Source organism: Geobacillus subterraneus (assembly GCF_001618685.1).
Lineage (GTDB): Bacteria > Bacillota > Bacilli > Bacillales > Anoxybacillaceae > Geobacillus > Geobacillus subterraneus.
Map to the genome: position 1 here is coordinate 3,193,608 of NZ_CP014342.1, position 24,342 is coordinate 3,217,949.

General features: G+C 53.7%; 14 protein-coding genes, 2 tRNA genes, 4 rRNA genes, 1 other RNA gene and 1 other annotated feature. Of the genes, 2 read left to right on the forward strand and 19 right to left on the reverse strand.

Annotation, left to right across the window (positions count from 1 at the left end; all coding sequences use genetic code 11):
• Positions 1 to 160 precede the first annotated feature (160 nt).
• The 12 genes from GS3922_RS15610 to tadA form a co-directional block, all read right to left on the reverse strand.
• A 23S ribosomal RNA gene (locus tag GS3922_RS15610) occupies positions 161 to 3,088 on the reverse strand.
• A 184-nt stretch (positions 3,089 to 3,272) separates the two neighbouring features.
• Positions 3,273 to 3,348 (reverse strand) — tRNA-Ala (locus GS3922_RS15615).
• An 11-nt stretch (positions 3,349 to 3,359) separates the two neighbouring features.
• Positions 3,360 to 3,433, reverse strand: a tRNA-Ile gene (locus GS3922_RS15620).
• Positions 3,434 to 3,751: 318 nt separating this feature from the next.
• Positions 3,752 to 5,310, reverse strand: a 16S ribosomal RNA gene (locus GS3922_RS15625).
• The 16S and 23S rRNA genes sit together here with 2 tRNA genes alongside, the layout of an rRNA operon.
• Positions 5,311 to 5,726: 416 nt before the next feature.
• Complete coding sequence (locus tag GS3922_RS15630) at positions 5,727 to 5,990, reverse strand: pro-sigmaK processing inhibitor BofA family protein (RefSeq protein WP_063167068.1); 264 nt, start codon at positions 5,988 to 5,990, stop codon at positions 5,727 to 5,729.
• A gap of 79 nt (positions 5,991 to 6,069) precedes the next feature.
• Positions 6,070 to 6,294, reverse strand: coding sequence for a YaaL family protein (locus tag GS3922_RS15635; RefSeq protein WP_063167069.1), 225 nt, complete (start codon positions 6,292 to 6,294; stop codon positions 6,070 to 6,072).
• Positions 6,295 to 6,317: 23 nt separating this feature from the next.
• A complete protein-coding gene (gene recR, locus GS3922_RS15640) occupies positions 6,318 to 6,914 on the reverse strand; it encodes a recombination mediator RecR (protein WP_029761869.1) in 597 nt (198 codons plus the stop codon).
• A 9-nt stretch (positions 6,915 to 6,923) separates the two neighbouring features.
• Positions 6,924 to 7,247 (reverse strand): YbaB/EbfC family nucleoid-associated protein, encoded by a 324-nt coding sequence (locus tag GS3922_RS15645; protein ID WP_409071365.1) that lies wholly within the window; start codon positions 7,245 to 7,247, stop codon positions 6,924 to 6,926.
• A 25-nt stretch (positions 7,248 to 7,272) separates the two neighbouring features.
• The gene (gene dnaX / locus GS3922_RS15650) at positions 7,273 to 8,952 is read right to left on the reverse strand and encodes a DNA polymerase III subunit gamma/tau (RefSeq protein ID WP_063167071.1); all 1,680 of its coding nucleotides are present in this window, start codon (positions 8,950 to 8,952) and stop codon (positions 7,273 to 7,275) included.
• Between the two features lie 181 nt (positions 8,953 to 9,133).
• Positions 9,134 to 10,684, reverse strand: a complete 1,551-nt coding sequence (locus GS3922_RS15655; protein ID WP_171698435.1) for an IS1182 family transposase — start codon at positions 10,682 to 10,684, stop codon at positions 9,134 to 9,136.
• A 154-nt stretch (positions 10,685 to 10,838) separates the two neighbouring features.
• Positions 10,839 to 11,103: signal recognition particle sRNA large type (gene ffs / locus GS3922_RS15660), an RNA gene on the reverse strand.
• A gap of 53 nt (positions 11,104 to 11,156) precedes the next feature.
• Entirely contained in the window at positions 11,157 to 11,639 is a 483-nt protein-coding gene (gene tadA / locus GS3922_RS15665; RefSeq protein WP_063167072.1) for a tRNA adenosine(34) deaminase TadA, read from the reverse strand.
• A gap of 85 nt (positions 11,640 to 11,724) precedes the next feature.
• On the opposite strand from tadA, the gene GS3922_RS15670 reads away from it, so the two are divergent.
• A complete protein-coding gene (locus GS3922_RS15670) occupies positions 11,725 to 13,011 on the forward strand; it encodes a glycoside hydrolase family 18 protein (RefSeq protein ID WP_063167073.1) in 1,287 nt (428 codons plus the stop codon).
• 249 nt (positions 13,012 to 13,260) lie between these two features.
• On the opposite strand, the gene serS is transcribed toward GS3922_RS15670, so the two are convergent.
• The 5 genes from serS to guaB form a co-directional block, all read right to left on the reverse strand.
• The gene (serS, locus tag GS3922_RS15675; protein ID WP_063167074.1) at positions 13,261 to 14,535 is read right to left on the reverse strand and encodes a serine--tRNA ligase; all 1,275 of its coding nucleotides are present in this window, start codon (positions 14,533 to 14,535) and stop codon (positions 13,261 to 13,263) included.
• 54 nt (positions 14,536 to 14,589) lie between these two features.
• Positions 14,590 to 14,808 (reverse strand) — a binding site (T-box leader).
• A gap of 5 nt (positions 14,809 to 14,813) precedes the next feature.
• Complete coding sequence (gene pdxT, locus GS3922_RS15680; protein WP_063167075.1) at positions 14,814 to 15,401, reverse strand: pyridoxal 5'-phosphate synthase glutaminase subunit PdxT; 588 nt, start codon at positions 15,399 to 15,401, stop codon at positions 14,814 to 14,816.
• Positions 15,402 to 15,426: 25 nt separating this feature from the next.
• On the reverse strand, positions 15,427 to 16,311 hold the full coding sequence (pdxS, locus tag GS3922_RS15685) for a pyridoxal 5'-phosphate synthase lyase subunit PdxS (protein WP_033018342.1): 885 nt from the start codon (positions 16,309 to 16,311) through the stop codon (positions 15,427 to 15,429).
• 128 nt (positions 16,312 to 16,439) lie between these two features.
• A complete protein-coding gene (locus GS3922_RS15690; protein WP_063167076.1) occupies positions 16,440 to 17,798 on the reverse strand; it encodes a serine hydrolase in 1,359 nt (452 codons plus the stop codon).
• Positions 17,799 to 18,140: 342 nt separating this feature from the next.
• Positions 18,141 to 19,607, reverse strand: coding sequence for an IMP dehydrogenase (gene guaB, locus GS3922_RS15695; protein ID WP_063167077.1), 1,467 nt, complete (start codon positions 19,605 to 19,607; stop codon positions 18,141 to 18,143).
• A gap of 126 nt (positions 19,608 to 19,733) precedes the next feature.
• Here guaB and GS3922_RS15700 point away from each other — a divergent pair, with 126 nt between their 5' ends.
• A complete protein-coding gene (locus tag GS3922_RS15700; protein ID WP_063167078.1) occupies positions 19,734 to 20,738 on the forward strand; it encodes a YaaC family protein in 1,005 nt (334 codons plus the stop codon).
• Between the two features lie 19 nt (positions 20,739 to 20,757).
• Here the strand turns inward: GS3922_RS15700 and rrf are convergent.
• Positions 20,758 to 20,874: ribosomal RNA gene (gene rrf, locus GS3922_RS15705) — 5S ribosomal RNA — on the reverse strand.
• A gap of 420 nt (positions 20,875 to 21,294) precedes the next feature.
• A 23S ribosomal RNA gene (locus tag GS3922_RS15710) occupies positions 21,295 to 24,222 on the reverse strand.
• Positions 24,223 to 24,342: the final 120 nt, after the last annotated feature.

Here is a 24,342-nt window from a genome sequence, read left to right on the forward strand (position 1 = left end):
AACTAGATAACCGTGTGGGGGAAGAAGCCGCGGCGCTTCCGCTTTTTGTCTAGCTCCGGCCGCCATCGGCTCCCGACGCTTCGGTCCTGCTGCGGCGGCGACAGCCTCCTCGCAGGCCCTCCAGCGCGTTTCGCCGATAGGCAGGCGGCCTCCGCTTTTCTAGGTTAAGCCCTCGATCGATTAGTATCCGTCAGCTCCACGTGTCGCCACGCTTCCACCTCGGACCTATCGACCTCGTCATCTTCGAGGGATCTTACTCGCCTAACGCGATGGGAAATCTCATCTTGAGGGGGGCTTCACGCTTAGATGCTTTCAGCGCTTATCCCGTCCGCACATAGCTACCCAGCGGTGCCCCTGGCGGGACAACTGGTACACCAGCGGTGCGTCCATCCCGGTCCTCTCGTACTAAGGACAGCTCCTCTCAAATTTCCTGCGCCCGCGACGGATAGGGACCGAACTGTCTCACGACGTTCTGAACCCAGCTCGCGTACCGCTTTAATGGGCGAACAGCCCAACCCTTGGGACCGACTACAGCCCCAGGATGCGATGAGCCGACATCGAGGTGCCAAACCTCCCCGTCGATGTGGACTCTTGGGGGAGATCAGCCTGTTATCCCCGGGGTAGCTTTTATCCGTTGAGCGATGGCCCTTCCATGCGGAACCACCGGATCACTAAGCCCGACTTTCGTCCCTGCTCGACCTGTCCGTCTCGCAGTCAAGCTCCCTTGTGCCTTTGCACTCTCCGAATGATTTCCAACCATTCTGAGGGAACCTTTGGGCGCCTCCGTTACCTTTTGGGAGGCGACCGCCCCAGTCAAACTGCCCACCTGACACTGTCTCCCACCCCGCTAAGGGGTGCGGGTTAGAATTTCAATACCGCCAGGGTGGTATCCCACCGACGCCTCCACCGAAGCTGGCGCTCCGGCTTCTCAGGCTCCCACCTATCCTGTACAAGCGATACCAAAATTCCATATCAGGCTGCAGTAAAGCTCCACGGGGTCTTTCCGTCCTGTCGCGGGTAACCTGCATCTTCACAGGTAGTATAATTTCACCGGGTCTCTCGTTGAGACAGTGCCCAAGTCGTTACACCTTTCGTGCGGGTCGGAACTTACCCGACAAGGAATTTCGCTACCTTAGGACCGTTATAGTTACGGCCGCCGTTTACTGGGGCTTCGGTTCGCACCTTCGCTTGCGCTAAGCGCTCCCCTTAACCTTCCAGCACCGGGCAGGTGTCAGCCCCTATACTTCGCCTTTCGGCTTCGCAGAGACCTGTGTTTTTGATAAACAGTCGCTTGGGCCTTTTCACTGCGGCTCTTCCAGGCTCTTCACCCGAAAGAGCACCCCTTCTCCCGAAGTTACGGGGTCATTTTGCCGAGTTCCTTAACGAGAGTTCTCCCGCGCGCCTTAGGATTCTCTCCTCGCCTACCTGTGTCGGTTTGTGGTACGGGCACCTCTTCCCTCGCTAGAGGCTTTTCTTGGCAGTGTGGAATCAGGGACTTCCGGATCAAATCCGTCGCCATCACAGCTTAGCCTTACGGCCAGCGGATTTGCCTACTGGCCAGCCTCACTGCTTGGACAGGCTCTTCCAGCCGCCTGCTCACCCTATCCTCCTGCGTCCCCCCATCGCTCAAACGGGAAGGAGGTGGTACAGGAATCTCAACCTGTTGTCCATCACCTACGCCTTTCGGCCTCGGCTTAGGTCCCGACTAACCCTGAGCGGACGAACCTTCCTCAGGAACCCTTAGGCTTTCGGCGCAGAGGATTCTCACCTCTGTTTTCGCTACTCATACCGGCATTCTCACTTCTAAGCGCTCCACCAGTCCTTCCGGTCTGGCTTCTCTGCCCTTAGAACGCTCCCCTACCGATGACCAACGGTCATCCCGCAGCTTCGGCGGCACGTTTAGCCCCGGTACATTTTCGGCGCAGAGTCACTCGACCAGTGAGCTATTACGCACTCTTTAAATGGTGGCTGCTTCTAAGCCAACATCCTGGTTGTCTTCGCAACTCCACATCCTTTTCCACTGAACGTGCACTTAGGGGCCTTAGCTGGCGATCTGGGCTGTTTCCCTCTTGACCACGGATCTTATCACTCGCAGTCTGACTCCCAAGGATAAGTCATTGGCATTCGGAGTTTGACTGGGTTCGGTAACCCGATGAGGGCCCCTAGCCCAATCAGTGCTCTACCTCCAACACTCTTACCTTGAGGCTAGCCCTAAAGCTATTTCGGGGAGAACCAGCTATCTCCAAGTTCGATTGGCATTTCACCCCTACCCACACCTCATCCCCGCACTTTTCAACGTGCGTGGGTTCGGGCCTCCAGCCGGTGTTACCCGGCCTTCACCCTGGACATGGGTAGATCACCTGGTTTCGGGTCGACGACGACGTACTCATGCGCCCTGTTCAGACTCGCTTTCGCTGCGGCTCCGCCTTCCTGGCTTAACCTCGCACGCCATCGTCACTCGCCGGTTCATTCTACAAAAGGCACGCCATCACCCATGAACGGGCTCTGACTACTTGTAGGCACACGGTTTCAGGTTCTCTTTCACTCCCCTTCCGGGGTGCTTTTCACCTTTCCCTCACGGTACTGGTTCACTATCGGTCACTAGGGAGTATTTAGCCTTGGGAGATGGTCCTCCCTGCTTCCGACGGGATTTCCCGTGTCCCGCCGTACTCAGGAGCCGCTCGGGAGGGAACGAAGTTTCGACTACAGGGCTCTCACCTTCTCTGGCCGGCCGTTCCAGACCGGTTCGTCTACCCCGTTCCTTTCTCACTCCCATATGAGCGGTCCTACAACCCCAAGAGGCACGCCTCTTGGTTTGGGCTGTTCCCGTTTCGCTCGCCGCTACTCAGGGAATCGCGTTTGCTTTCTTCTCCTCCGGGTACTAAGATGTTTCAGTTCCCCGGGTGTGCCCTCCATACCCTATGGATTCAGGCATGGATCCTGTCCCATTACGGACAGGGGGTTCCCCCATTCGGACATCTCCGGATCAACGCTTGCTTACAGCTCCCCGGAGCGTTTCGGCGTTTGCCCCGTCCTTCATCGGCTCCTAGTGCCAAGGCATCCACCGTGCGCCCTTTCTAGCTTAACCTACAGCATCTCGGCTTCTTCCTTATTGTCTAGCTTCGGCACCTAGCTCTCTTCTGCCAAATAACCTCCCCCCTTGGGATGCAAGCATCCCTGCGGGTGAAGAACATTTGGCTTCGAGAGCTACCGCGGCACCTCAGCTCTTCCGGTTATCTAGTTTTCAAGGAACGATTTCTGTTCACTTAAAATGGTGGAGCCTATCGGGATCGAACCGATGACCTCCTGCGTGCAAAGCAGGCGCTCTCCCAGCTGAGCTAAGGCCCCACAATATAGGATGGGCCTAAGTGGACTTGAACCACCGACCTCACGCTTATCAGGCGTGCGCTCTGACCAGCTGAGCTATAGGCCCATAATGTATGTGCAGAGAATAACCCATTCCCTCAAAACTAAACAAAACAACAAGCGTCATTATATATCAAACCGACTGTCTAGCTCCAGCGCCTGACTCTCTTCTGTCAAATAACCTTCCCCCTCGGGGTGCAAGCACCCCTGCGGGTGAAAAACATTTGGCTTCGAGAGCCGATCGCGGCGCTTCCGCTTTTCGTACTGTCTAGCTCCGGCCGCCATCGGCTCGCGACGCTTCGGTCCTGCTGCGGCGGCATAGCCTCCTCGCAGGCCCTCCAGCGCGTTTCGCCGATAGGCGGGCGGCCTTCGCTTTTCCCCTTAGAAAGGAGGTGATCCAGCCGCACCTTCCGGTACGGCTACCTTGTTACGACTTCACCCCAATCACTTGCCCCACCTTCGGCGGCTGGCTCCCGTAAGGGTTACCTCACCGACTTCGGGTGTTGCAAGCTCTCGTGGTGTGACGGGCGGTGTGTACAAGGCCCGGGAACGTATTCACCGCGGCATGCTGATCCGCGATTACTAGCGATTCCGGCTTCATGCAGGCGAGTTGCAGCCTGCAATCCGAACTGAGAGCGGCTTTTTGGGATTCGCTCCCCCTCGCGGGTTCGCAGCCCTTTGTACCGCCCATTGTAGCACGTGTGTAGCCCAGGTCATAAGGGGCATGATGATTTGACGTCATCCCCACCTTCCTCCGACTTTTCGCCGGCAGTCCCTCTAGAGTGCCCAACTGAATGCTGGCAACTAGAGGCAAGGGTTGCGCTCGTTGCGGGACTTAACCCAACATCTCACGACACGAGCTGACGACAACCATGCACCACCTGTCACCCTGTCCCCCCCGAAGGGGGAACGCCCAATCTCTTGGGTTGTCAGGGGATGTCAAGACCTGGTAAGGTTCTTCGCGTTGCTTCGAATTAAACCACATGCTCCACCGCTTGTGCGGGCCCCCGTCAATTCCTTTGAGTTTCAGCCTTGCGGCCGTACTCCCCAGGCGGAGTGCTTATCGCGTTAGCTGCAGCACTAAAGGGTGTGACCCCTCTAACACTTAGCACTCATCGTTTACGGCGTGGACTACCAGGGTATCTAATCCTGTTTGCTCCCCACGCTTTCGCGCCTCAGCGTCAGTTACAGGCCAGAGAGCCGCCTTCGCCACTGGTGTTCCTCCACATCTCTACGCATTTCACCGCTACACGTGGAATTCCGCTCTCCTCTCCTGCACTCAAGTCCCCCAGTTTCCAATGACCCTCCACGGTTGAGCCGTGGGCTTTCACATCAGACTTAAGGAACCGCCTGCGCGCGCTTTACGCCCAATAATTCCGGACAACGCTCGCCCCCTACGTATTACCGCGGCTGCTGGCACGTAGTTAGCCGGGGCTTTCTCGTGAGGTACCGTCACCGCGCCGCCTTGTTCAAACGGCGCTCCTTCGTCCCTCACAACAGAGCTTTACGACCCGAAGGCCTTCTTCGCTCACGCGGCGTCGCTCCGTCAGACTTTCGTCCATTGCGGAAGATTCCCTACTGCTGCCTCCCGTAGGAGTCTGGGCCGTGTCTCAGTCCCAGTGTGGCCGGTCACCCTCTCAGGCCGGCTACGCATCGTCGCCTTGGTGAGCCGTTACCTCACCAACTAGCTAATGCGCCGCGGGCCCATCCGCAAGTGACAGCCAAAGGCCGCCTTTCAACCGAAGACCATGCGGTCTTCGGTGTTATCCGGTATTAGCTCCGGTTTCCCGGAGTTATCCCGGTCTTGCGGGCAGGTTGCCCACGTGTTACTCACCCGTCCGCCGCTGACCAAACAAGAGCAAGCTCTCATTCGGTCCGCTCGACTTGCATGTATTAGGCACGCCGCCAGCGTTCGTCCTGAGCCAGGATCAAACTCTCCAAAGAAAGTTGATTGGCTTTGTAAGCTTCGGCGCCGACACCAAACGTGTCAAGCGGCCTCCACTTTTCGAATTGTCTAGCTTCAGCCGCCATCGGCTCGCGACGCTTCGGTCCTGCTGCGGCGGCGATAACCTCCTCGCAGGCCCTCCAGCGCGTTTCGCCGATAGACGGGCGGCCTCCGCTTTTCGTATGACGCTTGTGTTTTGTTTAGTTTTCAAGGAACTTTTGATTAAGTGTTGCACACTTTTCTTATTATACTTACCATCCACGTCGTTGTCAATCGTTTTTTGTTTATTAACAGCGACGTTTATCAATATACTTGATATCTATATAAAAGTCAATAGTTTTTTAACAAAAAAAATGAAAAGGCATTTTGGCTAGAATGGTGCCTTTTCATAACTTTATTTCAGATGAACTGCTCTTCACAAAATATATTGGTCAATCACAATTAATGCTGCAGCCCCTGGGAGGCCAAGAAATCCACAAACAAGCGAGGTAATCAGGTTAATCGGGATATGAATGTTAAAATGTCCGCCAACGGCATTGATGACAAACAGCGCGAGTGCGCCGACGATTAAGCGGATGGCGGCATAGCCGACAAAGCGAAGCGCCTTAAGGCGAGCGCCGACAATAAGGAGCACGGCGATCAGCGTTAACAGCACCGTAATGACGATTTCCGGTTCCAATGATTGAACCCCCTTTTTTGCACGCTTGTACTACAAACGTATGAAACAAAGGGGAAAAAAGAACAAAAAAATAAGGAAGTCAACGCACTTCCTTCAAAGTGATGCGGCGGTGCTTCGCTTCGCGGAGGAGAAAAAAATATTTCGCCTCCGCCAGTTGGAGCGCGCTCAGCACCTCCTGCGATGGATCAACGCTTTTTTCGATAAGCTGTTTTTGTTCGAGCCACTCGGTTCTTGCTTTTTGCAGCTCGGCGATTAGTTTTTCATCAAATTGTCTTTTTAGTTTTCCCTTCCGCCGCCATAGCAAACCGATCCCCACCTTCTTTCTCTCTACAGCTCACGGCGTCCTTCCAACGCTTTGGATAATGTCACTTCATCCGCATATTCCAAATCGCCGCCGACCGGCAGGCCATGGGCGATGCGGGTGACTTTGATCCCTGTCGGTTTTAGCAGGCGCGATAAATACATGGCCGTCGCCTCCCCTTCAATGTTTGGGTCGGTCGCTAAAATTACTTCTTGGATCGTTTCATCCTGCAATCTTGCCAGCAGCTCGGCGATTTTAATGTCTTCCGGACCGATCCCTTCCATTGGGGAGATGGCCCCGTGCAACACATGATATAGACCGTTATATTCCTTCATCTTCTCCATAGCGATGACATCTTTCGGGTCTTGGACGACGCAAATCATCGTTCGGTCGCGCCGTTCATCTTTGCAGATGTAACAAGGGTCTGTATCCGTAATATGTCCGCAAATCGTGCAATAATGAATATGGCGCTTCACATCGACGAGCGCTTTGGCAAACTCGAGCACGGTGTCCTCTTTCATCGCCAGCACATGGAATGCAAGGCGGGCGGCTGTTTTTGGACCGATCCCGGGCAGTTTCATAAAACTGTCAATTAACTTCGATATTGGCTCAGGATAATGCATAATTTCCCCCTAGAACAGTCCTGGGATGTTTAACCCTTTCGTAAACTGCCCCATCGTGTCGTTCGCCAGTTCATCTGCCTTTTTGAGCGCATCATTTGTCGCCGCTAAAATTAAATCTTGCAGCATTTCAATATCGTCTGGGTCTACGACTTCTTCCTTAATTTTGACCTCTAAAATTTGTTTATGACCATTGGCGACGACCGTCACCATGCCGCCCCCAGCTGTGCCTTCTACCGTTTTTTCCGCTAACTCTTCTTGCGCCTTTTGCATTTCTTTTTGCATCTTTTGCATTTGCTTTAACATTTTTTGCATATTTCCCATTCCACCACGCATCATTCTAGGATCCTCCTTCAATCGCTTATTCTTTAATTTCGATCAGCTCTTCGCCGAACAGCCGTTTTGCCTCGGCGATCAACGGTTCTTCTTCGCTTTTTTCCGCTTTGGCTTCTTTGTTGCGGATAAACTCTTCCCTTATTTTTCCCCATTCTTCTTCCGGAATGGCGACCATTTCAAACCGCCGGTTCGTCAGTTCGAACAAAATCGTCTCAACGTTTTCCTTCACGGAGCTCGCCGGATCTGTCGCCATTTTGCAGTGAATTTCATACTTAAACTTTAACACAAATGCCGAGGCGCTCGCTGCGACCGGCTCGCTCTCTTGAAGCAAGGCGGCGTGCGACACTTTATGCTGCCGCTTCAGCGTGTCAAGCACATCAGCCCAGCGCCCTTTCACCAATGCTAAATCCTCGTGCGTCGCCTGCTTCAACAGTTCGTGAATGCGGCCGACCGGCGCTTTATACCCCCCAGTTTTTACCGCCTTCACCGTTTTTTTCGTCGGGACGGCAGCTGATGAAAGAGTGGGCGGCTGTTCCTTCAGGCGGCGCAGTTCGGCTTCCAGCGTCTCGATCCGCTTCACTAACGGTTCCAGCTCGGAGGCGGTCCGCGCCGGAGCGGCGGGCGGCTGATGGCAAAGCTTCACAAGCGCCACTTCCAAAAGGAGGCGCGGGTGGTTCGTCCACTTCATCTCTTGCTGGCTTTTGTTCAACAGCTCAATCGCTCCGTATAAATCAGAAAGAGGAATCGTTTCCGAAAGCGAGGTAAACGCCTCATCGACGGCTGCAAGTTGAATAGCTCCTTCCACATGGGGGGCGGTTTTGTACAGCAACAGGTCGCGATAATACAAAATTAAATCTTCCACTAGACGGTTCGGGTCTTTCCCTTGCGCCATCGTTGCTTCGAACTGCTGGAGAACCGCTGCTGTATCTTTGCGGTAGATGGCCCCAATAAAGTCGGCTAATGCGGCAAATGACGCCGCCCCCGTCATCGCCAGCACATCGTCGAGCTCAAGCTTCCCATCGCTAAACGAAATCGCTTGGTCAAGCAGGCTGAGCGCATCGCGCATCCCCCCATCGGCGGCGCGGGCAATGGCTGACAGCGCCTCATCGGATGCTTCCACCCCTTGGGCATTCGCTACGTATTTCAGCCGAGAAACGATGGCCGATAGCGGAATGCGGCGAAAGTCGAACCGTTGACAGCGGGAAATAATCGTTGCCGGAATTTTATGCGGCTCGGTCGTGGCCAAAATAAAAATGACATGTTTCGGCGGCTCTTCTAATGTTTTCAGCAGCGCGTTAAACGCGCCGATCGACAACATGTGCACTTCGTCAATAATGTACACTTTATAGCGGACCGAGGTCGGTGCAAACTTGACTTTGTCGCGGATGTCGCGGATTTCATCGACACGGTTGTTGGAAGCGGCGTCAATTTCCAGCACATCAGGAACCGTTCCGTTCGTAATGCCGAGGCAAGCGGGGCATTCGTTGCACGGTTCAGCCGCCGGAGCATGTTCGCAATTGACCGCCTTGGCGAAAATTTTCGCCGCACTCGTTTTTCCCGTTCCGCGGGGACCGGAAAATAGGTAAGCGTGCGATATTTTATGTTGAAGCAGGGCGCTTTGCAATGTTTTCGTTACGTGTTCCTGACCGACCATGTCAGCGAAGCGCTGCGGCCGGAAAACACGGTATAACGCTTGATATGCCACGGAAAACGGCCCTCCTCTTCCTCTCATCCTATTTATTATATAACTTCTCGTTTCAATTTAAAATAACAAAAAGGGGCTGACCCAAAAGTCCGCCAAAAAGCGGACTTTTGGAGTCAGCCCTCTCTGGTTTTTGTATATTTTACCAAACGGAACAAAATTCCGACTCTGTTCTCCCCCTCATTTACGCCACCAAGGACAATTGCTTGTCCCTAGCGGCTTTTTTGAGAAGATTGTGGGCAGCACAAACCAGCCCCCATTCGATGGAAACTTTTTGGAGGCCTCGCAGGACAAAGCGACGAAACCCGCGATTTTGTTTGATTTGCCCAAATACACTCTCAATGTCGGTTTGGCGTTGGCGGTATCGGGCTTGCCCTTCTTCACTCTCCAACCGTTCGCGGGCTTTCTGTTTTTGTTCATGATAGACGGGGTTCCATTGCGTGGTTCGTCCATACTTGGAAGTCGTGCAGGCCGAACGGAACGGACATCCTTCGCATTCATGGCATTGGTAGTGTCGGGTGACCGAGGTGTATCCTGATTCCGTGGTCTGTTTCGAAGTTCCGGTGCGAACCAGCTTTTTCCCATTGGCGCAAATCCAAACGTCTTCTTCTTCCACATAGGTCCAATTCTGCTGATGATGCGGATTTTTCTTGACCTTGCGCGTGTTCTCCTTCTCATACGTATGGTACTTGATCAAGGCCGATATGTGCTTCTCTTCCAGCTTCACGTAGTTCTCTTCCGAGCCATAAGCCGCGTCAGCGATCAAACGTTCGGGTTCCACGCCGTACTTCTCTCGAACGGTCTCCAAATGCGGGAGAAGACAACGAGTGTCGCCCGGCCTCTGATGAAGGGAATACCCCAAAATAAATTGGCCGGAAGAACCCACCTGTACGTTATAGGCCGGCTTGAGCTGGCCGTTTCGCATGTGATCCTCCTTCAACCGCATGAAGGTGGCATCCACATCGGTCTTGGAATAGCTGTTGCGATCCCCGCATACATGGAGTTGGTGTTCATACTTTTCACTGCGGGGCAAGTAGTCCTCCTTCATCTTCTTGATGGCCTTCTTCAACGGTTGGTTGTCCGGCTCGGCCTCCAACCGTTTTTCCCACTCCTCGGTTTTCTTTCGGATTTCTTCTGACGTAAAGGCCGGCGAAGGGTCGATGTCTTCCGCCTTTTCTTCTTCCACGATCGCCTCGATCTGGGCAATCAGCCGATCGACATTGGCTTGGAGTTTCTCCTGGTACTTCTCAGCCGATTTGCGCCAAACGAAGGTGTACCGGTTGGCATTCGCTTCAATTTTCGTTCCATCCACAAAATAATCTTCCATCTTGACATAGCCGTCGGCCACGAGCAGCGTGATCATTTCCCGGAACAGGTCGTCAATCAGGTCTTTCATCCGCTCCGAACGAAACCGATTGATGGAGCGGAAGTCCGGCTTTTGAAATCCACTTAGCCACATGAGGGGAAGGTGGACTTCGAGCTGCCGTGCAATCTCACGGCCATGATACATTTTTTGGGTGTAAGCGTAAAGGAGAATTTTGGTCATCATTTTCGGATGATAGGCGGAGGCGCCCCCTCCTTTGTAGTAAGCAAGAAACGTCTCCATCGGGATGCGTTCAACCATCTCATGAACCACGTGGGCCATGTTATCCCGTGGAATGAGATCGGCGATGTTGCTTGGCAAAGAGAGGTTGTCCATGGTATACTCTTTAAAGGAAATATGATCATGTTTCATAAAAGAATCGCCCTTCTTTCGGTGGTAGTGGTTTTGGTGACTCTATTCTACCAGAAAAAAGGGCGATTCTTCTATATTTGAGGCAAAAAAGTGGGGGCTGATCCCAAAACGCATTCGCGTTTTGGGTCAGCCCCTTTGTTTCGCCTATGTAAGGCCGTGCACCTTCTGTCGATTAGCTGCCCCGAGCGTTGCTCAAGCAGTTAGCTCAGCCCAGGCACCCCCGCGGCACATGGGAGCATCCGCTTACTGCTGCTTCCTTCCGGACCTGACAGGGTTCACGGAATCCCATTGCGCGGGACCCAGACGTCAACGCCACTTGCTTGAGACAGGCCTCACAACAGACTAACCTCGAGAAGGGATTCAGCCTCGCTAGAGCGGATTGCGAGTACAGGGCACCGCTACCTCCCCGCTTAGCACGGCACTATCAGTATAGCTCGTTTGCCGGAAAAATGCAACGTAAATAGGCGGAATTTTAGTTGGAACTTCCGCCAACATTTTTCTTTTGTCCACGCAATCGGCGAAAAAAGTCGCTTAATAATGACCCGCACTCGCTAGCCAATACGCCGCTAGTAACGTCGGCTTGGTGGTTGAACCGGCTCTCTTGCAGCAAGTTCATCAACGTCCCGGCGCATCCCCCTTTTGGGTCGCTGGCGCCAAACACAACCCGCTCAATGCGGGAAAGAACGATCGCTCCTGCACACATGGCGCATGGCTCAAGCGTCACATACAACGTCGCCCGCTCAAGCCGCCATGAACCGATCGCCTGGCACGCTTCATCAATCGCTAAAATTTCCGCATGGGCAATGGCGCGTTGCTCCGTTTCCCGCAAATTATGGGCGCGGGCGATGACGCGTCCGTCTTGGACGATAACGGCTCCGATCGGCACTTCACCGATTTGCTCGGCTTTTTTTGCCTCTTCAATCGCCAACCTCATGTAATACTCATCGTGGTTCATCGTATACCCCTTTGCGCAAACGGTCATTTCTCTTGCCTTTCCATCATAAAATATGGAGAATAAAGACGCAACTAGGAGGTTAAGTATGCAAATCCATGTCATACAGAGCGGACAAACGTTGAGCGGGATCGCTGAGGCATACGGAACGACCGTCGAGGAAATTGTCCGGGCCAACAAGCTTCCAAATCCTGATGAACTTGTTGTCGGCCAGACGCTCGTCATCCCGATCGTCGGCCGTTTTTATTGGGTGCAGCGCGGCGACAGTTTATGGTCGATTGCGCGCCGATTCTCCATTCCGATGCAGCGGCTTGCAGAGGTGAACCGCCTCTCGTTAAATGCCCCGCTGCGGGTCGGTCAGCGGCTGTACATCCCTCCCGGCGCCAAGCGGAGGGCGGAGTTTAACGCGTATATCGAGCCGCGCGGAACGACCGTCAGCCCAGCACTGGAAGCGAGCGCCCGCGAGGCTGCCCCGTATTTGACCTATTTAAGCCCCTTTTATTTTTCCATCCGGCGCGACGCGACACTGCAAGGGCCGCCGCTTGACGACTTTCCGGCCATCGCCCGCGCCAACCGCGTCACGCTTGTTATGGTTGTCGCCAACATTGAGAACGGACAGTTCAGCGACGAGCTCGGTGCGCTCATTTTAACGAATGAGACACTGCAAAACCGCCTGCTCGACAACATTGTCGCGACCGCCAGACGTTACGGCTTTCGCGACATTCATTTCGATTTTGAATATTTGCGCCCGGAAGACCGCGAGGCATACAACGCCTTTTTGCGCAAGGCGAAACGGCGGTTTGAACGAGAAGGGTGGTTGATGTCGACCGCTTTAGCGCCAAAAACGAGTGCGACCCAACGCGGGCGCTGGTATGAGGCGCACGATTACCGCGCCCACGGACAAATTGCTGATTTTGTCGTCATTATGACGTACGAGTGGGGTTACAGCGGCGGACCGCCAATGCCTGTTTCGCCAATCGGACCGGTTCGACGCGTACTTGAGTATGCCATTTCGGAAATGCCGGCAGGAAAAATTTTAATGGGGCAAAACTTGTATGGCTATGACTGGACGTTGCCGTACGTACCGGGCGGTCCATACGCCCGAGCTATTAGCCCGCAGCAAGCCATCGCCCTCGCTGCAAGATATAACGTCGCCATTGAATACGACATCGAGGCGCAGGCGCCCCACTTTCGCTATCGCGATGAGAACGGCCGCGAACATGAAGTATGGTTTGAAGATGCCCGTTCCATCCAAGCGAAGTTTCATTTAGTCAAAGAACTTGGTTTGCGTGGAGTCAGTTACTGGAAACTAGGTCTTGACTTCCCGCAAAACTGGCTGCTAATCGCCGATCAATTCACAGTGGTGAAAAAATAGTGCCGCTAAGACCAAAAACAATAAAAAAACCCGCCTTCGCCTGGCGGGTTTTTTTATGGCGGGAAACGCCATTTTGATCAGCCGTTTCGGGTGGCAATCTCCTCTTATGCGCGTCAGTATTGTTCGTTATCGCCGTGGCTGAGAACAAGAAATCGGCGTCCGCCGTCCCTTTATCCTCGTTGCCAACGTCATTCACTATAACACGGTTGCCGGGAAAAGTCAACTAACGATTTACTTAGCACCTTTTGTTCAGCGAATGACATCCCGGTTCCCCATGTACGGACGGAGCGCTTCCGGGATCACGACCGATCCATCTTCTTGCTGGTAGTTTTCCAAAATGGCGGCAACGGTGCGCCCGATCGCCAGCCCTGAGCCGTTTAGCGTATGCACATACTCCGGCTTTGCTTTCGGCTCGCGGCGGAAGCGGATATTGGCGCGGCGCGCCTGGAACGCCTCGAAGTTGCTGCACGACGAAATTTCCCGGTACGTACCATAGCTTGGCAGCCACACCTCAATATCATACGTCTTTGCCGCGGAAAATCCAAGATCCCCTGTACACAAGGCGACGACACGATACGGAAGCCCAAGCCGCTGCAAGATCGTTTCCGCTTGGCGCGTCAATTTTTCCAACTCGTCATATGAATCCTCCGGCTTGACGAACTTGACGAGCTCGACTTTATTGAATTGGTGCTGGCGAATGAGCCCCCTCGTGTCGCGGCCAGCCGATCCGGCTTCGGCGCGGAAGCACGCACTGTAAGCCGCATAGTAAAGCGGCAAATCGTCAGCCGCTAAAATTTCATCGCGATGCAAGTTCGTCACCGGCACTTCCGCTGTCGGAATGAGAAAATAGTCTTCGCCGTCCAAATGAAACGCATCCTCAGCAAACTTCGGAAGCTGCCCGGTTCCGATCATGCTCGCCCGGTTCACTAAATACGGCGGCAACACCTCTTGGTAACCAAACTCATCGAGATGAATGTCGAGCATAAAGTTGATTAATGCCCGCTCAAGACGAGCCCCTAGCCCCTTATAAAACACAAACCGGCTTCCTGCCACTTTGGCGGCCCGCTCAAAATCAAGCAAACCGAGCTGGTCAGCAATGTCCCAATGCGGCTTCGGTTCAAACGGAAACGAGCGTGGTTCTCCCCATCTTCTCACTTCAACGTTATCTTCTTCCGATTGGCCGACCGGCACGGACTCATGCGGCACGTTTGGAATCGACAAAAGAAGGCTGTTGAGCTCTTCCTCAAGGTGGCGAATTTGCTCATCCATCTCTTTAATGCGATCACCGACTTCACGCATTTCAGCGATCAACGGTTCAGCGTCCTTTTTTTCGCGCTTTAAGACGGCGATTTGTTGCGACACATCATTGCGTTTGCTTTTGAGTTCCTCGGCCTCAGCGATCAAGCGACGGCGCTCTTTGTCGAGCTGCTCGAACCGGTCGATGTGGGCCAAGTCCCCGCCCCGCTGCATCAGCTTTTCTTTTACCTCTTGAAATTGAGTGCGCAGTAATTTTACATCCAACATTTGTTTTACCTCCTTACCCACCATTTATTATACATAAAAACGCTCCCGTCCCAAAAAAGGGACGGGAGCGTTCCCGCGGTGCCACCCTCATTGAAGGCCGTTACGCCTTCCGCTCATGCCGATAACGGCGGCTGCCGAAAACGCCTACTGACCGCTCAGGTGTTCAGCATTTTGCTCGAGGATGGATTCACAGGCGCCGCCTGCCGGTTCGCACCAACCACCAGCTCTCTGAAAGGAGGGATGCCTGCTACTAGTTCCTCTCATCGCGTTCGCATTCACTATACGCTTGATATCGTTTTTGCTTCCTTGACCATATTTAAGAAGTATTGCATGAATCGATGGTCATCGGTCAGTTCGGGGTGGAACGAGCAGCCAAGAAATTGGCCTTGCCGAGCCGCGACAATGCGGTCGTTGTATGTCGCGAGGACATCGACCCCGTCTCCGACCTCGACGATGTGCGGCGCACGGATGAAGACGCCGACGAACCCGTCGCCGACCCCTTTAATCGACAGCTCCGCTTCAAAGCTTTCCCGCTGCCGTCCGAACGAGTTCCGTTCAACCGTAATGTCCATCAAACCTAAGTGCGGCTCGTCGTAACCGACGATTCGTTTCGCCAGCAAAATGAGCCCGGCGCACGTGCCGAACATCGGCTTGCCGTCGGCGGCAAATTGCTTCAGCGGCTCCATGAGTCCGTACCGGTCAATGAGGCGCCGCATCGTCGTGCTTTCGCCGCCCGGCAACACGAGTCCATCGAGTCCAGCGAGCTGCTCCGGCTTTTTCACGATGACCGCCTCGGCGCCGCACGCCTCAATGGCGTGGATATGTTCTTGCACGGCCCCTTGCAGTCCGAGTACACCTATTTTCATCGTCCCTTTACTCCTTTGCATGGCTTTACCAGCCGCGTTCTTGCATGCGGTGCTCCGGCAGCAACGTCGCGACATCGATGCCGCGCATCGCGCCGCCCAACCCTTTGGATAAGTGGGCGATCAGCTCGTAGTCCTCGTAATGAGTCGTCGCTTCAACGATCGCGCGCGCATATTTTTCCGGGTTTTCCGATTTAAAAATGCCTGACCCGACAAAGACGCCGTCTGCGCCTAAGTGCATCATGAGAGCGGCGTCAGCCGGTGTCGCGACACCACCGGCGGCGAAATTGACGACCGGGAGGCGGCCAAGCCGTTTGATTTCACGCAACACTTCGACCGGAGCCCCAAGCTGCTTCGCCTCAGCGACAAGCTCGTCCTCGCTCATGCTGACGACTTTGCGGATTTGCGCGTTGACTTTGCGCATATGGCGCACCGCCTCAACGATGTTGCCTGTCCCCGGCTCCCCTTTTGTCCGCAGCATCGACGCCCCTTCCGCAATGCGGCGGGCGGCCTCACCTAAGTCGCGGCACCCACATACAAATGGAACCGTAAACTGCCGTTTATCGATATGGAATTCCTCATCAGCCGGCGTCAACACTTCGCTTTCGTCGATATAGTCAACGCCGAGCGCCTCAAGGACACGCGCTTCCACATAATGACCGATGCGCACTTTCGCCATGACCGGGATCGACACAGCGTTCATCACTTCTTCGACCACCGTCGGGTCCGCCATGCGCGCGACGCCGCCGGCAGCGCGAATGTCCGCCGGGACGCGCTCGAGCGCCATAACCGCGACAGCCCCTGCCGCCTCAGCAATTTTAGCCTGTTCTGCGTTGACGACGTCCATAATGACGCCGCCTTTTTGCATTTCCGCCATGCCGCGTTTGACGCGGTCTGTGCCTGTCAATGCCAACGTTGATTCCCCCTATTCCTATCCTTATGCTTTGCCATGTACGCAAAAGGATGATTCCACTGTTTTATTTTACCTCAATTTTTACAAAAATCACAATGGAAAAAAGCTCCCCCGGCAGGGGAGTCGTTTTACAGCCAGCCTTTCACCGTTTTCGCAGCGCTCGTCCATAAGTCGGCAAACAGTCCGCCGATCGCACGCATGGAGAGCACAAACCAGTTTGCTTTTTCCACCTCAACGGTCGTCACAAGCGGCACACGAATGTTTTTTTGCATGTCCGGGCTCAAAAAGGCAAGAGAGTCATCTCCCTTATATTCAAGCGTCATATATCCGACCGTCTCTCCCTTTTTCAACGGAGCGGTCAACTCGCCCTCATTTGTCATCTTTTTCTTATCCAATACATAGACCGGTTTGTACTGTTTTTCCTCGCCGTGTCTCACTAGCAGCGATAGCTTTTTGGCCGTGGCGACACGAACTTCTTTTTCTTTCCCTTTCACGACTGGAAGCGTCTCTTTTCCTTTCAGCTGATATCCCTTCGGATAAAGCGTTTGAAGCGAGTATTGATTAAATCCATAGTTAAATAGTTTTTCCGTCTCCTCAAAGCGCGCCTCTTTCGTCGTTTTTCCGCTCGCGTCTTTCGCGTTCATGACAACAGAAATGAGGCGCACACCGTTCCGCTTTGCTGTTCCGGTGAAGCAATTGCCAGCAAACTCTGTATAGCCGGTTTTTAACCCGTCTACCCCTTCATATCCGTACACAAGCCCTGGCAGCATCCAGTTCCAGTTGTCCATCTTGATTTCATCTTCTGTTCCTTCTCGGAACAGTTTTCTTGGGATACTCGCTGTTTCCAGCACTTCTGGATGATCTTTCAACAGCCGATAGGCAAGCGTCGCCATCGCCCGTGCAGACATGACGTTCTCCTCGTCCTGACTTGTTCCTTCCGGATGGAATCCCTTTAAGTCGCTGTTACTTAACCCGGTGGCATTGACAAATTTATAATCTTTGAGTCCGAGCTCCTTCGCTTTTTCGTTCATCATTCGCACAAAATTTTTCTCCGATCCGGCAATGATTTCGGCGATCGCGACCGTTGCCGCGTTCGCTGAATAGATGGCCATCGCCTCATACAGCTCGTGAACCGTATATTGCCCGTCTTTACGCAGCGGGACGTTTGACAGCGTCCGATCCTGCGACAACCGATATACGTAATCGCTTGGCGTATACGTTTGGTCCCATTTAACACGTTTCGCTTTAATGGCGTCAAGAAGCAAATATTCAGTCATCATTTTCGTCATACTGGCAATGCCAAGCACCGTATCAATATTCTTTTCGTACAAAATCCTTCCCGTTTGCGCGTCCACTAAAATAGCGGCGTCCGCCCGAATATCAAGCGGTGCGCTCTCCGCTTTCACCGTTCGTTGAAACGGCCATAATGTCAAACAAAGACAAATCGACAGCAGCCAAAAAAACCAGTTTCGTTTCCTCGTCTTCACGTCGCACCCTCCTTACACAACCGTTATTGTAACATATGGACAGCCAAAAAAATAGACGGAGGGCATGTCTCCGTCAAAGTTAGGTCAATTGGCGCAACCTCGCGTGAACTACCCACCACCTACGCTTCGCTTAGAGGTGGGGGCTTCAAGCGACTTGTGTGTGTTCGCTGAACGGTAAGCCACACACAAGAACCCTTTACGCTTCCCTTCGTTCCGAAGGTGTCCGTTCTAGCCATATTCTATCATATTCGTTGGCTAACGCCAACCGAAATTCATCTCCCACTTTCACTGGTGCTGGCGCACCTTCACGTTTAGAAGTAGGAGACTTCTTTCGGAGGGAAGTTAAAACGCGGAGTAGTTTGGCGCTTCTTTCGTAATTTGCACGTCGTGCGGATGGCTTTCGCGGAGTCCCGCGCCCGTCATGCGGATAAACTGCGTTTTCTCCCGCAACTCATCCAAGTTTCGCGTCCCGCAATAGCCCATACCAGCGCGCAGTCCGCCGACAAGCTGATAAATCGTATCCGCAAGCGGTCCTTTGTATGGCACACGCCCTTCGATGCCTTCTGGGACAAACTTTTTCGCTTCCTCTTGGAAATAGCGGTCCTTGCTGCCGCGCTCCATCGCTGCAACCGATCCCATGCCCCGGTACACTTTAAAGCGGCGTCCTTGATAAATTTCTGTCTCACCTGGGCTTTCCGAGACGCCGGCAAGCAAACTGCCAAGCATAACGGCATGCGCCCCAGCCGCGATCGCCTTCACGATGTCGCCGGAATACTTGATCCCGCCATCGGCAATAATCGGGACGCCATACTTGCGCGCCTCTGTCGCACAGTCGTAAATCGCTGTAATTTGCGGCACCCCAACCCCGGCGACAACCCGTGTCGTGCAGATAGAGCCTGGACCGATCCCGACTTTGATAATGTTCGCCCCCGCCTCAATTAAGTCGCGCGTCGCCTCAGCTGTCGCGACATTGCCAGCGACAATGTCTAAATCCGGATACTGGCGGCGGATAGTAGCCACTGTCTCGAGGACACCTTTCGAGTGGCCGTGCGCTGTATCGACGACAATGACGTCAACCCCTGCCTCAACAAGCTTTTTAACGCGGATCATCGTGTCCGCCGTCACTCCGACAGCCGCCCCGACGACAAGACGTCCTTTTGCGTCCTTCGCTGAGTTCGGGAACTCAATCACTTTCTCAATATCCTTGATGGTAATTAACCCTTTTAGTATTCCGTTTTCATCAACGAGCGGCAATTTTTCGACTTTATGCTTTTGCAAAATTTTCTCCGCTTCCTCCAACGTTGTTCCAACTGGGGCCGTAATCAAATTTTCTTTCGTCATTACCTCGGAAATTTTAATCGAGTAGTCTTGAATAAAGCGCAAATCGCGGTTCGTAATAATGCCGACAAGCTTTTGTTCCTCAACGTTGTTCACGATCGGTACGCCTGAGATGCGATATTTGCTCATTAAATGCTCCGCATCGTACACTTGATGATCAGGCGTTAAGAAAAACGGATCAGTAATAACCCCCCGTTCCGACCGTTTTACTTTGTCGACTTGCTCGGCCTGCTGCTCAATCGGCATGTTTTTGTGAATGACACCAAGACCGCCTTGACGCGCCATCGCAATCGCCATTTCCGCCTCAGTAACTGTATCCATGCCAGCGCTAATAATCGGGATGTTCAACTGCAGTGTGTCGCTCAGCCTCGTCGTGACATCAACATCGCGCGGCAGCACATCAGATTTTGCCGGAATGAGAAGAACATCGTCAAACGTCAATCCTTCCTTTGCGAATTTCGCTTCCCACATGTTTTCTCCCCCTTGTCCGGAAATATTATTAGTAGCTTAACAACTGGTTAAACTACTGTCAAGGAATCAAAAAAATGTCCAACTTTTCAGTTATTTGCCTACAATTTAGCCATAAGGGGGGTAAAAATGTTCGGAAATACGAATAGGGCGTTCAGCCTTTCTGTTTTCCGCTCCGCGGATACCGCGCAACACTTTTTACAGCAATGCTACAAGCAGCAGGGGCGCGACGACGCGGTTCAACGAAGTTATACGAACTGTTACCCGTTTTTATATTATTTGGAACACGGGCAAAACTTCTACGCCGCCGCCCAACAGGCGCCGCTGTCGATCAAACCGGTTCTTTTATTTTACGGCATGGTGCAGCTGTTAAAAGCTTGCCTGCTTACCGTCGACCCCGATTACCCGGAATCGACATCCGTTTTAGCCCACGGAGTGTCAACGAGAAAACGAAAAAAACAAGGCTATGAATTTTTAGATGACGAAGTAAAAGTACAGAAAAACGGTTTGTTCACTCATTTTTCTGAAAAAATGTTTCATGTGAAACAAGAAGCCGGAGAAAAGTTTCGCATGGGCACGCTGTTGCAACGGATTTGCGAGCTGCATGAAACGTTTTTCTCTCTAAATGGACGGAAAAAGCCATTATCTTTGCCGATTGTACATACCGTTTCACCGTCGATGCTGGCCATCCCAAAAACAATTTTAGATCACTACCATATGACTTTGCCCCGATTTGTCCAATATATTGGTGAAGAGGGACAAGGAAGACAGCTCGTCTTCATCAAAGAGGAAGGAGAATTTCTCTATTTTGAGACAGCGATGCCGCTATCTTCCGTTGGAGAGGGTCCGTTTTTATTTCATCTTAACGGAACATACTATATCCCGACCAAGAAAGAAAAAATTTTTACTCTCCCGGAGATCCACGCCCATTACTTGTTGTTGTACAACTTAAGCATGATTTCCCGCTACGAGACCGAATGGTGGAGCGAACTCCTCCACTCCTACTCGAGCAAGGCGTACATTTTTATCCTTCAATTCCTTTCGGTGTCGGCAGAAAAAGCTCCGTTATTGTTGAACGAATATTTAATGCAAAAGTTTTTGGCTAAACCAAATGAAAAATCCCCTGCTGTTTAAAACAGCAGGGGACTTCTTCGCCTAGCAGCGACCTACTCTTGCAGGGGCGCTGGCCCCAACTACCATCGGCGCTGGAGAGCTTAACTTCCGTGTTCGGGATGGGAACGGGTGTTTCCTCTCCGCTATCACCACTAGGCGATATAATGTTGTGGGATCATTCCCTCAAAACTAGATAACCGTGTGGGGGAAGAAGCCGCGGCGCTTCCGCTTTTTGTCTAGCTCCGGCCGCCATCGGCTCGCGACGCTTCGGTCCTGCTGCGGCGGCGACACATTGCATACGCTCCTGTGGCACCACCCACGCAGAACCAAGCTTTGCTTGGTTCGAGCCTCCTCGCAGGCCCTCCAGCGCGTTTCGCCGATAAGCAGGCGGCCTCTGCTTTTCGTACTGTCTAGCTCCGGCCGCCATCGGCTCGCGACGCTTCGGTCCTGCTGCGGCGGCGACACATTGCATACGCTCCTGTGACACCACCCACGCAGAACCAAGCTTTGCTTGGTTCGAGCCTCCTCGCAGGCCCTCCAGCGCGTTTCGCCGATAAGCAGGCGGCCTCCGCTTTTCTAGGTTAAGCCCTCGATCGATTAGTATCCGTCAGCTCCACGTGTCGCCACGCTTCCACCTCGGACCTATCGACCTCGTCATCTTCGAGGGATCTTACTCGCCTAACGCGATGGGAAATCTCATCTTGAGGGGGGCTTCACGCTTAGATGCTTTCAGCGCTTATCCCGTCCGCACATAGCTACCCAGCGGTGCCCCTGGCGGGACAACTGGTACACCAGCGGTGCGTCCATCCCGGTCCTCTCGTACTAAGGACAGCTCCTCTCAAATTTCCTGCGCCCGCGACGGATAGGGACCGAACTGTCTCACGACGTTCTGAACCCAGCTCGCGTACCGCTTTAATGGGCGAACAGCCCAACCCTTGGGACCGACTACAGCCCCAGGATGCGATGAGCCGACATCGAGGTGCCAAACCTCCCCGTCGATGTGGACTCTTGGGGGAGATCAGCCTGTTATCCCCGGGGTAGCTTTTATCCGTTGAGCGATGGCCCTTCCATGCGGAACCACCGGATCACTAAGCCCGACTTTCGTCCCTGCTCGACCTGTCCGTCTCGCAGTCAAGCTCCCTTGTGCCTTTGCACTCTCCGAATGATTTCCAACCATTCTGAGGGAACCTTTGGGCGCCTCCGTTACCTTTTGGGAGGCGACCGCCCCAGTCAAACTGCCCACCTGACACTGTCTCCCACCCCGCTAAGGGGTGCGGGTTAGAATTTCAATACCGCCAGGGTGGTATCCCACCGACGCCTCCACCGAAGCTGGCGCTCCGGCTTCCCAGGCTCCCACCTATCCTGTACAAGCGATACCAAAATTCCATATCAGGCTGCAGTAAAGCTCCACGGGGTCTTTCCGTCCTGTCGCGGGTAACCTGCATCTTCACAGGTAGTATAATTTCACCGGGTCTCTCGTTGAGACAGTGCCCAAGTCGTTACACCTTTCGTGCGGGTCGGAACTTACCCGACAAGGAATTTCGCTACCTTAGGACCGTTATAGTTACGGCCGCCGTTTACTGGGGCTTCGGTTCGCACCTTCGCTTGCGCTAAGCGCTCCCCTTAACCTTCCAGCACCGGGCAGGTGTCAGCCCCTATACTTCGCCTTTCGGCTTCGCAGAGACCTGTGTTTTTGATAAACAGTCGCTTGGGCCTTTTCACTGCGGCTCTTCCAGGCTCTTCACCCGAAAGAGCACCCCTTCTCCCGAAGTTACGGGGTCATTTTGCCGAGTTCCTTAACGAGAGTTCTCCCGCGCGCCTTAGGATTCTCTCCTCGCCTACCTGTGTCGGTTTGCGGTACGGGCACCTCTTCCCTCGCTAGAGGCTTTTCTTGGCAGTGTGGAATCAGGGACTTCCGGATCGAATCCGTCGCCATCACAGCTTAGCCTTACGGCCAGCGGATTTGCCTACTGGCCAGCCTCACTGCTTGGACAGGCTCTTCCAGCCGCCTGCTCACCCTATCCTCCTGCGTCCCCCCATCGCTCAAACGGGAAGGAGGTGGTACAGGAATCTCAACCTGTTGTCCATCACCTACGCCTTTCGGCCTCGGCTTAGGTCCCGACTAACCCTGAGCGGACGAACCTTCCTCAGGAACCCTTAGGCTTTCGGCGCAGAGGATTCTCACCTCTGTTTTCGCTACTCATACCGGCATTCTCACTTCTAAGCGCTCCACCAGTCCTTCCGGTCTGGCTTCTCTGCCCTTAGAACGCTCCCCTACCGATGACCAACGGTCATCCCGCAGCTTCGGCGGCACGTTTAGCCCCGGTACATTTTCGGCGCAGAGTCACTCGACCAGTGAGCTATTACGCACTCTTTAAATGGTGGCTGCTTCTAAGCCAACATCCTGGTTGTCTTCGCAACTCCACATCCTTTTCCACTGAACGTGCACTTAGGGGCCTTAGCTGGCGATCTGGGCTGTTTCCCTCTTGACCACGGATCTTATCACTCGCAGTCTGACTCCCAAGGATAAGTCATTGGCATTCGGAGTTTGACTGGGTTCGGTAACCCGATGAGGGCCCCTAGCCCAATCAGTGCTCTACCTCCAACACTCTTGCCTTGAGGCTAGCCCTAAAGCTATTTCGGGGAGAACCAGCTATCTCCAAGTTCGATTGGCATTTCACCCCTACCCACACCTCATCCCCGCACTTTTCAACGTGCGTGGGTTCGGGCCTCCAGCCGGTGTTACCCGGCCTTCACCCTGGACATGGGTAGATCACCTGGTTTCGGGTCGACGACGACGTACTCATGCGCCCTGTTCAGACTCGCTTTCGCTGCGGCTCCGCCTTCCTGGCTTAACCTCGCACGCCATCGTCACTCGCCGGTTCATTCTACAAAAGGCACGCCATCACCCATGAACGGGCTCTGACTACTTGTAGGCACACGGTTTCAGGTTCTCTTTCACTCCCCTTCCGGGGTGCTTTTCACCTTTCCCTCACGGTACTGGTTCACTATCGGTCACTAGGGAGTATTTAGCCTTGGGAGATGGTCCTCCCTGCTTCCGACGGGATTTCCCGTGTCCCGCCGTACTCAGGAGCCGCTCGGGAGGGAACGAAGTTTCGACTACAGGGCTCTCACCTTCTCTGGCCGGCCGTTCCAGACCGGTTCGTCTACCCCGTTCCTTTCTCACTCCCATATGAGCGGTCCTACAACCCCAAGAGGCACGCCTCTTGGTTTGGGCTGTTCCCGTTTCGCTCGCCGCTACTCAGGGAATCGCGTTTGCTTTCTTCTCCTCCGGGTACTAAGATGTTTCAGTTCCCCGGGTGTGCCCTCCATGCCCTATGGATTCAGGCATGGATCCTGTCCCATTACGGACAGGGGGTTCCCCCATTCGGACATCTCCGGATCAACGCTTGCTTACAGCTCCCCGGAGCGTTTCGGCGTTTGCCCCGTCCTTCATCGGCTCCTAGTGCCAAGGCATCCACCGTGCGCCCTTTCTAGCTTAACCTAAAGCATCTCGGCTTCTTCCTTATTGTCTAGCTTCGGCACCTAGCTCTCTTCTGCCAAATAACCTCCCCCCTTGGGATGCAAGCATCCCTGCGGGTGAAGAACATTTGGCTTCGAGAGC